This is a genomic window from Pseudomonas sp. PK-RTE-24 (genome assembly GCF_054052265.1).
Map to the genome: position 1 here is coordinate 1,295,501 of NZ_CM133224.1, position 11,989 is coordinate 1,307,489.

Here is an 11,989-nt window from a genome sequence, read left to right on the forward strand (position 1 = left end):
GTTGGAATTATAGGTCAAGAAACATTCAGCGACTTCTTATCTGAAAGGGCGACTGGTTTTATCTGTGTGCTTAGTGATAATGCAACGGCTGTTTTTATCTTTATCGAGGGCCCTATAGCCTATGTGGTACGAAGGTTTTCTTGGCTTGTCGGCCTGGTCACTGGTCGCGGTCACCCTGCTGATGACCCATGTGACGATTGTCGCCGTCACGGTCTATCTGCACCGTTACTCGGCCCACCGCTCGCTCGAGCTGAATGCGGGTCTGAAGCACTTTTTCCGTTTCTGGCTGTGGCTGACCACGGCGCAGAACACCCGCGAGTGGACTGCCATCCACCGCAAACACCACGCCAAATGCGAGACCGAGGATGACCCGCACAGCCCGGTCATCAAGGGTCTGTCCACCGTACTGCGCACCGGCGCCGAGCTGTACCGCAGCGAAGCGCAGAACCCGGAAACCCTGCGCATCTACGGCAAGAACTGCCCGGAAGACTGGGTCGAACGCAACGTCTACAGTCGCTATCCGCTGCTGGGCGTGGCGATCATGGGCGTGATCGACCTGCTGCTGTTCGGTACCATCGGCATCACCATCTGGGCCATCCAGATGATGTGGATCCCAGTGTGGGCCGCTGGGGTGATCAACGGTCTGGGCCATGCCGTCGGCTATCGCAATTTCGAATGCCGTGACGCAGCGACCAATCTGGTGCCGTGGGGCATCCTGATCGGCGGTGAAGAGCTGCACAACAACCATCACACCTACCCCAACTCGGCCAAGCTGTCGGTGAAGAAGTGGGAATTCGACCTCGGCTGGGCGTGGATCAAGGTCTTCTGCTTCCTGCGCCTGGCCAAGGTGCAGCGGGTCGCACCGATTGCCCACCGCGTCGAAGGCAAGGGCAGCCTGGACATGGACACCGCCATGGCGATCCTCAACAACCGCTTCCAGATTATGGCCCAGTACCGCAAATTGGTGATCGGCCCGCTGGTCAAGCAAGAGCTGGCCAAGGTCGATCATTCGGTGCGCCACCAGTTCCACCGGGCCAAACGCCTGCTGTCGCGGGAAACCAGCCTGCTGGAAGACCGTCATCACCTGCGCATCCATACCATGCTCGAACACAGCCATGCGTTGAAAGTGATCTACGAGAAGCGCCTGGCTTTGCAGCAGATCTGGGTCAAGACCAGTTCCAATGGCCACGACATGCTGGCCGCCATCAAGGAATGGATTCACGAGGCCGAGGCCAGTGGCATCCAGTCGTTGCGGGATTTTGCTGATCAGCTGAAAACCTACTCGCTGCGTCCTGCGACTGCCTGACCGGCAACGAGGCTGCGATCTCAAAGATCGCAGCCTCGTTGCGCTCTTCGGTTCCTGCACCTCGCCGCCCGGCGGGACTCGGTAATGGCCGGGAACTTCGCCGAAAATCCTCTATCTCAATGACACTTCGCCATCCCGGCGGGCTGTCCTGTGGCCGTTGTCGACATTGCGGCGCGCCCTTTGAGATTTGTGCCGATGGTCAACAACAACCAGAAAGACACGTCCTTCACTCAATGGCCCGAGGCCGCGCAAACGCTGATGGCGTTGATGCATGCGCAGGGCGAAGTCGCACGCCTGAGCGAGCGCGAACAATTGATCAGTTCGCTGCTGGTCAGCGTCAACGCCGTGCTCTGGGCTTTCAACTGGGAAACCCGACAGGTGTTGTACGTCAGTCCGGCCTATGAACGGATCTTCGGCCGTTCCGCCGCGCTTGTGCTGGCTGACTACAACCAGTGGCGTGACAGCATTTATCCCGATGATCTGGAGTATGCCGAACAAAGCCTTGCCGAAGTCCTGCACCGAGGTGCGGTGGAAGATCGCGAGTACCGCATCATTGCCGCCGACGGCCAGGTGCGCTGGCTCAGCGACAAATGCTTTATCAATCGCCAGGACGAGCCTGGACAGCCGGTAATCATCGTCGGCATCGCCGAAGACATCACCGACAAAAAACACATGGAAACCGAGCTGCAACGCTTGGCCACCACCGATGTGCTGACGCAAAGCAGCAACCGCCGCCACTTCTTCGAATGTGCCCACCGCGAGTTCGCTGAGGCCCGCCGCCAAGGCACACCGCTGGCCTTCCTGCTGCTGGACATCGACGATTTCAAAGTGATCAACGACAGCTACGGCCACCCCGAAGGCGACAATGTGCTGCAACGGATCGCCGAATGCGGGCGCGGCTCATTGCGCCGTGGCGACCTGTTCGGGCGGATTGGCGGTGAGGAGTTCGCCGCGGTGTTCCCCGGCTGTGCGCCGGAGATGGCGGTGCAAGTGGCGGAGCGCCTGCAGCAGGAGATCCAGCGACTGCGCTTCAACCACGACGGCCAAGCATTCAGCATCACCGTAAGCCAGGGCCTGACCAACCTCACCGACGAAGACAAGAGCCTGGACAGCCTGTTCGCCCGCGCGGATGCCGCGATGTACGAGGCGAAACGGCAGGGCAAGAACCGGATCATTGCGGCCTGATCCGTATTTTGTGGCTGCCGCAATTCCTGTGGGAGCGGGCTTGCCCGCGATGAGGCCTGCACCTTCAACAAAAATGTTGCCTGCGCTGGCGCCTTCGCGAGCAGGCTCGCTCCCACATTGGAATGTGGTGATCTGTCATTTGCGCATCCGCATCAACTCCGGCAGCCCGATCTTGAGCAACCGCGCCGTCCGGCTCTTCGCCAGCTCCTCTACGCCTTCATGCTCGGTCAGCCGCGCCATCTGCGCGGCCATGTGCATCACCAGCGCCTCGCGACTGTAAACGCCACCACCGAGCTGGTAGGCCGAAGCAATCAACTCGCGCAACTCCAGCGGCAGACGCCAGCGGGTGCGCAATGCCGAGCCATAAGAAGCGCCAAACTTCGCCAACGCTTCACCGACCTCCTCCAACTCGTCCAGCTCGCCGCCGGCCTGCTGCCATTCCTGCAAGCAGCGCAGCAGCGCCAGATCACCGAGCCGATGCAGCATCCCGGCGCAATAGCAGCGCTCCTGATCCAGATCGAGCAGGCGCGCCAGCGTGCGGGCGTATTCCGCAGTGTGCAGGGATAGTCCCCAATAGCGCTCGGCGTAATCCGCCAGGCATGGATCGCTGAGCCGCGCGCTGCGTTTGAGCGCCAGCCCGAGAATCAGGTTCATGCTCTGCCCGGTGCCGAGTCGGTGCAGCGCCTGGGCCAGGGTTTGCACCGGCGCGCCGTAGTGTTGCGCGGCACTGTTGGCGGCTGCGATCAGCACGGCGGTAATCTGCGGATCGGTGCGCACCTCTTCCTCCAGCAACTTGAGGTCCAGCCCTTCGGGATTGAGGCTACGCTTGACCGCCACTTGCACGTCGGTCATCAACGGCGCGCCATCGGCCTGCTCGCGACGCCGCTCAAGGAACACCGAGAGCGTCATGCCCGGCGCCAGTGCCGGCACTTCGCAAACCACCGCTTCGCCAGCGTTGAGCAGCAACCCCTGCAAGCGCTCGGTCAGGTCTTCCATATTCAACGGCTTGGTCAGGTACGCCGTCGGCGCCAGCGGAATCGCTTCGCGCACACTGGCGCTGTCGTTGCGGCTGCTCGTCAGAATGAACGGCAGCGGCGGATTGCGTTTGCGCTGCCGGACGCTGCGCAGCACTTGTAATCCATCGATGCCGGGCAGCTCCCAATCGACGATGGCCAAGTCATAGGGCACCTCGCTGAGCAACGACATTGCCTGCTGGCCATCGGCACACAAATCCAGACGCGCATCGCAGCGCACATTGAGTAGCACTTGTTTGAGCAGGTCACGGGACCAGGGATCGGCCTCGGCAATCAACACCCGAGGTACGGCGGGTAAATCAACGGCAGTCATGCGCGCTCTCCTTGCAATGTCTGAACCTTAGCCAATGCTGGCGATTCGATACAGCGCAAACAGGTCCGATGTGTTTCAAGGGACGAAAAAAACCCGCCGAAGCGGGTTTTTGTCGAGCTAGTCACACCAACGGATCAGAGCTCAGAGAAGCACTCTTCGATAATCGCCAGACCTTTGTCCAGTTGCTCATCGGGCGAAGTCAGCGGAACCAGCACGCGCAGCACGTTACCGTAAGTGCCGCAGGACAGCAGGATCAGGCCCTTGTCACGCGCCTTGGCCACCACAGCGGCCACGGCAGTCGGGTTCGGCTTGTGGCTGTCGCCGTTTTCGAACAGCTCGACCGCGATCATTGCGCCCAGCGCACGCACTTCACCGATCACCGGGTACTTGGCCTGAATCGCCTTCAGGCCAGTGACCAGACGCTCACCGACAGCCTTGCAACGGTCCAGCAGTTGCTCTTCTTCAAACACTTCCATCACGGCCAGTGCAGCGGCGCAAGCGATCGGGCTACCGGCATAGGTGCCGCCCAGGCCGCCCGGCGCAATGGCGTCCATGTACTCGGCCTTGCCGCACACGCCGGCCAGCGGGAAGCCGCCAGCGATGGACTTGGCGAATGTGGTGAGGTCGGCGGCAACGCCCATCTGTTCCATAGCGAAGAAGGTGCCGGTACGGCCAGCGCCGGTCTGCACTTCGTCAGCGATCAGCAGGATACCGTGCTGGTCGCACAAAGCGCGCAGACGCTTCATGAATTCCTTCGGCGCGACGTAGAAACCACCTTCGCCCTGCACTGGCTCGATGATGATCGCAGCGATGTCTTTCGGCTCGGCGTCGTTCTTGAAGATGCGTTCGATGGAAGCGATCGAATCGTCGATGCTCACACCGTGCAGTTCGTTCGGGTACAGCGCGCGGAAGATGCCGCCTGGCATCAGGCCCATGCCGGCCGAGTACGGCACGACTTTACCGGTCAGGCCGAGGGTCATCATCGTGCGACCGTGGTAAGCGCCGGTGAATGCGATCACGCCAGCGCGGCCAGTGGCGGCACGGGCGATCTTCACGGCGTTTTCCACCGCTTCGGAACCGGTGGTGACCAGCAGGGTTTTCTTGGCGAAATCACCCGGCACCTTGGCGTTGATTTTTTCGCACAGCTCAACGTACGGCTCGTAGGCCAGTACCTGGAAGCAGGTGTGGGTCAGCTTGTTCAGCTGTTCGGTCACGGCGGCGATGATTTTCGGGTGCACGTGGCCGGTGTTCAGTACAGCGATACCGCCAGCGAAGTCGATGAACTCGCGACCTTCAACGTCGGTCACGGTGGCGTTCTTTGCCGACTCGGCGAAGATCGGGTGAATCTGGCCAACACCACGTGGAACAGCTGCGGTACGACGGGCCATCAGTTCAGCGTTAGTCTTGCTCATTACAGTCCTCATTCGCCGCTCATCGGGCGGCGTGGTTCAAGGATAAAGCGGGAGAAATCGGCGGTGGCAGCATGCGATGATCGACTGCCACGGCGTTCTTGGCCGCAGAGAAAATTCCTGTTTGAAACGACGCAAAGGGACAGCGCTCTCGTGCCCTTTGCGTTTGCAGCGATCCCTTTCTCGGCTTAGATGCCCAGGCAGAGGTATTTGATTTCCAGGTAATCTTCGATGCCGTACTTGGAGCCTTCACGGCCCAGGCCCGAAGCCTTGATGCCGCCGAACGGCGCGACTTCGTTGGAGATCAGCCCGGTGTTGACGCCGACCATGCCGTATTCCAGCGCTTCGGCGACACGGAACACACGGCCCAGGTCACGTGCGTAGAAGTACGAGGCCAGACCGAATTCGGTGTCGTTGGACATGGCGATCACTTCGGCTTCGTCTTTGAAGCGGAACAGCGGAGCCAGCGGACCGAAGGTTTCTTCCTTGGCCACGGCCGCGTTTTTCGGCACGTTGGTGAGAATGGTCGGCTCGAAGAAGTTGCCTTCCATCGCCTTGCCGCCCGCCAATACGGTGGCACCTTTGCTCACGGCGTCAGCGATGTGTTCCTGAACCTTGGCCACGGCTTTTTCGTCGATCAGCGGGCCGGTGGTGGTGCCGTCTTCCAGACCGTTGCCGATCTTCAGTTTGGCTACAGCTACTTTCAGCTTCTCGGCGAACGCATCGTAGACCGCGTCCTGAATGTACAGACGGTTGGCGCAGACGCAGGTCTGGCCATTGTTGCGGTATTTGGAGATGATCGCGCCTTCGACGGCCTTATCCAGATCGGCGTCGTCGAACACGATGAACGGCGCGTTGCCGCCCAGTTCCAGCGAGACTTTCTTGATGTCCTTGGCGCATTCGGCCATCAACTGGCGACCGATTTCGGTCGAGCCGGTGAAGGACAGTTTGCGCACGATCGGGTTGCTGGTCAGCTCGCTGCCGATGTCGCCAGCGCTGCCGGAGACCACGCTGAACACGCCCGCAGGAATGCCCGCGCGCTGAGCCAGTTCGGCCAGGGCGAAAGCGGAAAATGGAGTTTGCGATGCTGGCTTGAGCACCATGGTGCAACCGGCGGCCAGCGCCGGGCCGGCCTTGCGAGTGATCATTGCCGCCGGGAAGTTCCACGGGGTGATCGCGGCGGTGACGCCAATCGGTTGTTTGATGACGATCAGGCGCTTGTCCGGCTGATGACCCGGAATCACGTCACCGTAGATGCGTTTGGCTTCCTCGGCGAACCACTCGATGAACGATGCGGCGTAAACGATTTCGCCCTTGGCTTCGGCCAGCGGCTTGCCCTGCTCCAGGGTCATCAGGCGCGCGAGGTCGTCCTGGTTCTCGATCATCAGCTCGAACCAGCGACGCAGTTTGCCGGCACGCTCTTTGGCGGTCAGTGCACGCCAGGCCGGCAGCGCCTTGTCGGCGGCCTCGATGGCACGGCGGGTTTCAGCGGCGCCCATCTTCGGCACGGTGCCGAGGATTTCGCCGGTTGCCGGGTTGTTGACCTTGATCGTCTGACCGTTGTCGGCATCGACCCAAGCGCCATCGATGAAGGCTTGCTGGCGGAACAACTGGGTGTCTTTAAGCTGCATGTCGGCTTTCCTTAACAGCACCGCGGCCTGCGCGGAGCAAATTATGATTGTAGAAAGGCGCCTCGCAAGGCTGCCGTCAGGGAAATCAGTGAGCGGATTGTGGCGCATCAACAGTGCACGACCGGGCGCACCTGCGCTGCAACATCCCGCCAAAGAGCGTTTGAAATCTCAAACGGATCGTAGGTTCAAAGGGGGTAAAGGACAATAGGTCGTTCGAAAAAAAGAACAAAAATGCCGCTTTTCAGATCAACGCACACAATACCCATGCCGCAGGAAAAACCTTAGATCAACCCCGACGAAGCGCCAAGCGAGGGTTTTGCAGGACGTTACCGCTTTAAGGAATGCAGCGATTTTGCGCCGACACGCACACTGACAAAACCCGCCAAACCCGGCATGGACGCCCCGAGCCGACCTAGGTATGATGTCGCCCGCTGCACCAGTAGCTCAGCTGGATAGAGTACTGCCCTCCGAAGGCAGGGGTCGTGGGTTCGAATCCCGCCTGGTGCACCATGAATCAAACGAGAAAGCCCCGGACTGTGATGGTCCGGGGCTTTTTTGTGGGCGATGACAGGATCGCTGGAACGCGGTCACTCCGTCGTCCAGTCAAACTCGTCATATTCATCGTCGTCATCCCCCTCCTCCTCAGCCTCGTCAAATACCTCGTCTTCTTCAACGAGGTCTTCTTCCGGCTGATTCAGCAGAAACTCCTTACGTGTCTCGGTTACTGCACGCCGCATTTGTTCGCCCTTTTCCGGGCAGTTGAGTAGCTGGGCGATGCGGTCGATTTTTGCTGCCACGGTGTCCTCCAGCGCATTGGCAATGGCTTGATAGTGCGCGTTTTCGCGGGGCAATGCCAAATGGCTGGGGAATCAGAGCAGTCAGCCGCCCGAGAGCGGCCGAACCTCAGCGGTGATAACGCCGCACCGCGCTGCTGTTGCGCAGCACATGGCCTTTGATTTTTTCCATCAGCTCGGCGCGGGTCAGGCCGGCAGGCAGGGCGTCCGGGGCGAGGTCGAGGGCGTAGATCTGGATGATGTAGTGGTGCGCGCTGTCGCCCACTGGCGGGCATGGACCCATGTAATGGGTGTTGCCTTTGCTGTTGGTGCCGCCGACGCCTTCCAGAGCGGATTTGGCACCGACGCCGGCCGCGATCTGGTGGGTGGTGGGTTTGATGCCGTAGTGAATCCAGTGATCGACCCCCAAGCCTTTCTGGCCATCCGGGTCGTGCATGACGATGGCGTAGCTCTGGGTTCCGGCAGGGCCGGCGTTCCAGCTCAGCGCCGGCGACTGGTTCTTGCCGCCGCAGCCAGGCGCGTCGCTGGCGGCGGCCGAGGTGAACAGACGGTTATCCGACACGCCGGGGATGCTCAGGGTGAAGCGCTCCTGGGCCTGCGCCGGGAACTGCACGCAAAGGGTCACGGCGATGGCCGCCAGCCATGGGTTGAGAGAGGTCAATCGGGTCATTCCGGGAGCACCTTGTGCAGTGAGGCCGTCGTCGGCCCGCAGACTATAGCTGTACCGTTCGTGCCTTGGCAGTAGCAAATGGCTGAACCTCGCGCGGCGCCGCCAACTCACAAGAGAAATGCCTGCGAGGAAGCCGAACATGTCCCTGCACCGTGTCGCCCGTTTCGCCGATGTCCCGCAAGACCGTGGCCTGCAAGTCGAAATCGGCGACTGCAAGATCGTCCTGCTGCGTGCCAACGGCGAGTTGCGGGCGTTTCAGGGCCTGTGTCCACACGCCGGAGCGCCGTTGGCCGAGGGGGCCTTGTGTCACGGCAGGTTGATCTGCCCCTGGCACAAAGCCGCGTACCGTGCCGAGGACGGCGGCCTGTGCGAGCCGCCATCGCTGGACAGTCTCAAGCGCTATCCGCTGGAGTTGCGCGGCGATGAAGTCTGGGTCGATGACCAGCCGTTGCCCGATCCGCACACCCCGCCCGCTGACGACCCAAGAACGTTCGTGGTGGTCGGCGCCGGGGCGGCGGGTACGGCTTGCGCGGCGGCCCTGCGGGAGAAAGGTTTTGGCGGGCGCATCGTGCTGGTCGATGGCGAACCGGGTGCCGGATACGACCGCACGGTGTTGAGCAAATTTGTCCTCGCCGGGGAAATGTCGCCCAAAGATGTCCCGCCGCTGCGCGATGAGGCGTTCTATCAAGCGCAACGGATTGAGCGCGTGCAAGGCGAAGTGACTTCACTCGACGCCCCAGGCAAAACGCTTCATCTGCACAACGGCGGCATCCTGCGCTACGACGCCGCTGTACTCGCCACCGGTGGCGCGCCCAATCCGTTGAAGCTGCCTGGCGCCGGGCTGGCGAACGTTTTCGTCCTGCGTTCGAAAACTCAGGCTGAACAGATCATCAACGCCGCTCAACCGGGCCAGCGCGCGGTCATCATCGGCGACGGTTTCATTGCCCTCGAATGCGCGTCGGCCCTGCGCGAGTTCGGCCTCGACGTTACCGTGCTGGCACGCCACTCAGTCCCGTTTGCCAAACAATTCGGCGAGGCCGTGGGCAAGGCGATTCGCGCCCTGCACGAAGAGCACGGGGTGAAGTTCATCAGCGAACACGAGGCTACGCAGATCCTTGGCGAGGACAAGGTCGAGGGCGTGCTGCTCGACAACGGTCTGCGCCTGGCAGCGGATCTGGTTCTCGCCGGCGTCGGCGTTCACCCGGCCACTGCACCTTTCGAATCATTGCCCAAGGAAGAAGACCAATCGTTGCGTGTCGACGACGGCATGCGCGTGAGCGATGGTTTATGGGCCATCGGCGATATCGCCACGTTCCCGCTGAGCGGCCAGCCAACTCGCATCGAGCATTGGCGCCTGGCCCAGCAACACGCGCGCATCGCTGCGGCCAACATGCTGGGTGGCGAGGAGCATTATCTGGATGTGCCGTTTTTCTGGACGTACCACTTCGGCAAGAACTACGACTATCTCGGTCACGCGCAGGAATGGGACGAGGTCGAGTTCAGCGGTGAGCCGGAACAGCCGCCGTTCATCGGCCTGTTCGCAAAAGACGGCATCGTTGTTGCGGCGGTGGCCTGCGACAAGCAACGCGCGATGGCGCTGCTGGCCGAGCGGATGAAGCAACCTCTGCGGATCAAAGAGGCCTGGACGCTGATCCAGGCCTGACACCGGTCCTGTAGGAGCTGACGAGTGCAACGAGGCTGCGATCTCTTGATCTTGTTTTTACATAAGCAAAATCAAAAGATCGCAGCCTTCGGCAGCTCCTACAGTGGAGGTCACGTCAGCCGGTTCACCGGCTCGCGATTGTCATCTTCATCGGCATGCAGAAAGATCACCCGCTGTTGCCCCAGCGGCGCGGGCAAGGCCTGCTGCTGTAACGGCCAGAAATGCGTTTCCACATGGCTGATGTCGCCGTCCTGATCGTTATGAATGGTCATCACCCCCGGTGTGCGCAGTTTCTGGAAACGCTCGTCGCACAACTTGAAACTCTTGCTCAGACCTTCATCACCAATTACCGGCGACGGCAAACGGCGCTGGGCGAAGCTGCGGCTTTTGCGTTGCTGGTAACGCGCCCAACCGATCAGGATCACCGCGTTGACCAGCGCCACCCACATATAAACCTGCAAAGTGCCCAAGGCGTCGAACGCCGAATGATCGATGCGCGGCCCGCCGGTGGTTTCGATCAACGGCCATAACCCGCGTACCAGCAGGAACAGCAGGCCAACCCAGGCCAGGACGGTGAGGATCACGTCGATCACCACCAGAAAGGGCCGCTGGCGAGTGCGGATAATTTTCATTTGATGACTTCCTCCTGGTCGTCGCCCAGCGGGCGAATGCCCCGATCAGGACTGACCCAGCGCGCGCGTTTTTTGTGTTGGCTGAACAACACTTTGGGGAAACTGACCAGGGTGGTCAGCAGACTGACGAGCCAGAACACCAACGGATACCAGACCACCCAGAACATGGTCTTGCCCAGACCCGGCTCATACCGCCGGTCAATGACGATGCTGACGGCAAACTGCACCAGGCAGACAAACGCCAGCAACAGACCGGTGAAGGCCGGTGGCATCAGGTGATCCACGGCGATCGCGTCGGGCATGACCATGAACTTGCCCATGCCCCAGAAAATCACCGACAGCAGGAAAGTGAAGGCCCAACCGGTGGACAGGCAGTATTCGAACAGCAGCGGCCACAGGTAGCGATGGCGGTACTGCCAGATGCCGCGAATGTTCTTGAACAGCACTTCGGCGCCGCCCTGAGCCCAGCGCAGACGCTGCTTCCACAGACCGCCGAGGGTTTCCGGCATGAGGATCCAGCACAGTGCGCGCGGTTCGTAGAAGATGCTCCAGTGATCGAGTTGCAGCTTCCAGCTGATGTCGATGTCTTCGGTGATCATGTCCGGGCTCCAGTAGCCGACCCGGTTCAGCGCGGTGCGGCGGAACGCGACGATCACCCCGGAGACGGTAAAGATGCGCCCGAAGACCCGTTGCGTACGTTTGATCAGGCCGATGATCGAGGAGAACTCGCCGACCTGCACCCGCCCGATCAAGGTCGAACGCGTGCGGATCCGCGGGTTGCCGGTCACTGCGCCAAGGCGTGCGTTATCCAGCATCGGCGCGACCAGATAAGCCGCAGTGTTTGGGGCCAGCAAGGCGTCGCCGTCGATGCACACCAGATACTCGCTGCGCGCAGCGATCGCGCCCATGCGCAGGGCTACAGCCTTGCCCTGGTTTTCCGCCAGATGCAGAACCCGCAGTCGCGGATCTTCCTTGGCCAGCGCATCAAGCACAGCGGCAGTGTTGTCCTTGGAGCCGTCGTTGATCGCGATGACTTCGATGTTCGGGTAGTGCTGGGCCAGCGCCGCGTGGATGGTATCGGCAGCGTTATCGCCTTCGTTGTAGCAAGGAATCAGGATCGAAATCAGCGGTTCGCCTTCCAGCGGCGGCGGCAGCGTGTCGTCCTGCCATGGCCAGTGGCGCTCCCAGTGCAGCCAGAAATACAGGCCGCCGGCGATCCACAACCCGGACATGAACAGTGGGTAGAAGAACACGAACGACATCAGGAACTGGCCGGTCACGAGGAAGATCAGCCCCAGCGGAACGCCAAGGACAATCGCCAGAACAAGCAGGGCTAACAGTCTATCCAGCAT

The 11,989-nt window shown here is 61.2% G+C and carries 10 protein-coding genes and 1 tRNA gene; 4 read left to right on the forward strand and 7 right to left on the reverse strand.

From position 1 onward, the window contains the following. The first annotated feature begins 121 nt into the window (after positions 1–121). Both desA and ACV8MC_RS05700 read left to right on the forward strand, forming a co-directional pair. Positions 122–1,306 carry a delta-9 fatty acid desaturase DesA gene (gene desA, locus ACV8MC_RS05695; RefSeq protein WP_457264717.1) on the forward strand — a complete coding sequence of 395 codons (1,185 nt, stop codon included), beginning with the start codon at positions 122–124 and terminating at the stop codon, positions 1,304–1,306. Positions 1,307–1,501: 195 nt separating this feature from the next. Beyond that, positions 1,502–2,491: a GGDEF domain-containing protein gene (locus ACV8MC_RS05700; protein WP_110644748.1), complete on the forward strand. Its 990-nt coding sequence runs from the start codon at positions 1,502–1,504 to the stop codon at positions 2,489–2,491. A gap of 135 nt (positions 2,492–2,626) precedes the next feature. On the opposite strand, the gene ACV8MC_RS05705 is transcribed toward ACV8MC_RS05700, so the two are convergent. From ACV8MC_RS05705 to gabD, 3 genes are all read right to left on the reverse strand, one after another. Next, positions 2,627–3,838 carry an HDOD domain-containing protein gene (locus ACV8MC_RS05705; protein ID WP_457264719.1) on the reverse strand — a complete coding sequence of 404 codons (1,212 nt, stop codon included), beginning with the start codon at positions 3,836–3,838 and terminating at the stop codon, positions 2,627–2,629. 134 nt (positions 3,839–3,972) lie between these two features. Next, positions 3,973–5,250, reverse strand: a complete 1,278-nt coding sequence (gene gabT, locus ACV8MC_RS05710) for a 4-aminobutyrate--2-oxoglutarate transaminase (RefSeq protein WP_003220503.1) — start codon at positions 5,248–5,250, stop codon at positions 3,973–3,975. A 185-nt stretch (positions 5,251–5,435) separates the two neighbouring features. Then, positions 5,436–6,878: an NADP-dependent succinate-semialdehyde dehydrogenase gene (gabD, locus tag ACV8MC_RS05715; protein WP_024011131.1), complete on the reverse strand. Its 1,443-nt coding sequence runs from the start codon at positions 6,876–6,878 to the stop codon at positions 5,436–5,438. Positions 6,879–7,311: 433 nt separating this feature from the next. On the opposite strand from gabD, the gene ACV8MC_RS05720 reads away from it, so the two are divergent. Then, positions 7,312–7,388 (forward strand) — tRNA-Arg (locus tag ACV8MC_RS05720). Between the two features lie 77 nt (positions 7,389–7,465). On the opposite strand, the gene ACV8MC_RS05725 is transcribed toward ACV8MC_RS05720, so the two are convergent. Together ACV8MC_RS05725 and ACV8MC_RS05730 are read right to left on the reverse strand one after the other, a co-directional pair. Further along, positions 7,466–7,735, reverse strand: coding sequence for a hypothetical protein (locus ACV8MC_RS05725; RefSeq protein WP_071174021.1), 270 nt, complete (start codon positions 7,733–7,735; stop codon positions 7,466–7,468). A gap of 46 nt (positions 7,736–7,781) precedes the next feature. Further along, positions 7,782–8,342 (reverse strand): YbhB/YbcL family Raf kinase inhibitor-like protein, encoded by a 561-nt coding sequence (locus ACV8MC_RS05730; protein ID WP_016772253.1) that lies wholly within the window; start codon positions 8,340–8,342, stop codon positions 7,782–7,784. Positions 8,343–8,481: 139 nt separating this feature from the next. On the opposite strand from ACV8MC_RS05730, the gene ACV8MC_RS05735 reads away from it, so the two are divergent. Next, positions 8,482–10,005 carry an FAD-dependent oxidoreductase gene (locus tag ACV8MC_RS05735; protein ID WP_095181139.1) on the forward strand — a complete coding sequence of 508 codons (1,524 nt, stop codon included), beginning with the start codon at positions 8,482–8,484 and terminating at the stop codon, positions 10,003–10,005. 110 nt (positions 10,006–10,115) lie between these two features. Here ACV8MC_RS05735 and pgaD read toward each other — a convergent pair whose 3' ends face one another. Further along, positions 10,116–10,637: a poly-beta-1,6-N-acetyl-D-glucosamine biosynthesis protein PgaD gene (pgaD, locus tag ACV8MC_RS05740; protein WP_095181140.1), complete on the reverse strand. Its 522-nt coding sequence runs from the start codon at positions 10,635–10,637 to the stop codon at positions 10,116–10,118. After that, positions 10,634–11,989 (reverse strand): poly-beta-1,6-N-acetyl-D-glucosamine synthase, encoded by a 1,356-nt coding sequence (gene pgaC / locus ACV8MC_RS05745; RefSeq protein WP_095181141.1) that lies wholly within the window; start codon positions 11,987–11,989, stop codon positions 10,634–10,636. The genes pgaD and pgaC overlap by 4 nt, the downstream gene beginning before the upstream one ends.

Bases quoted from the DNA above. Each gene is read 5' to 3' on its own strand.
- gabT (WP_003220503.1), bottom strand. From the start codon at position 5,250: ATGAGCAAGACTAACGCTGAACTGATGGCCCGTCGTACCGCAGCTGTT.
- ACV8MC_RS05700 (WP_110644748.1), top strand. From the start codon at position 1,502: ATGGTCAACAACAACCAGAAAGACACGTCCTTCACTCAATGGCCCGAG.
- ACV8MC_RS05705 (WP_457264719.1), bottom strand. From the start codon at position 3,838: ATGACTGCCGTTGATTTACCCGCCGTACCTCGGGTGTTGATTGCCGAG.
- desA (WP_457264717.1), top strand. From the start codon at position 122: ATGTGGTACGAAGGTTTTCTTGGCTTGTCGGCCTGGTCACTGGTCGCG.
- pgaD (WP_095181140.1), bottom strand. From the start codon at position 10,637: ATGAAAATTATCCGCACTCGCCAGCGGCCCTTTCTGGTGGTGATCGAC.
- gabD (WP_024011131.1), bottom strand. From the start codon at position 6,878: ATGCAGCTTAAAGACACCCAGTTGTTCCGCCAGCAAGCCTTCATCGAT.
- ACV8MC_RS05735 (WP_095181139.1), top strand. From the start codon at position 8,482: ATGTCCCTGCACCGTGTCGCCCGTTTCGCCGATGTCCCGCAAGACCGT.
- pgaC (WP_095181141.1), bottom strand. From the start codon at position 11,989: ATGCTGGATAGACTGTTAGCCCTGCTTGTTCTGGCGATTGTCCTTGGC.
- ACV8MC_RS05730 (WP_016772253.1), bottom strand. From the start codon at position 8,342: ATGACCCGATTGACCTCTCTCAACCCATGGCTGGCGGCCATCGCCGTG.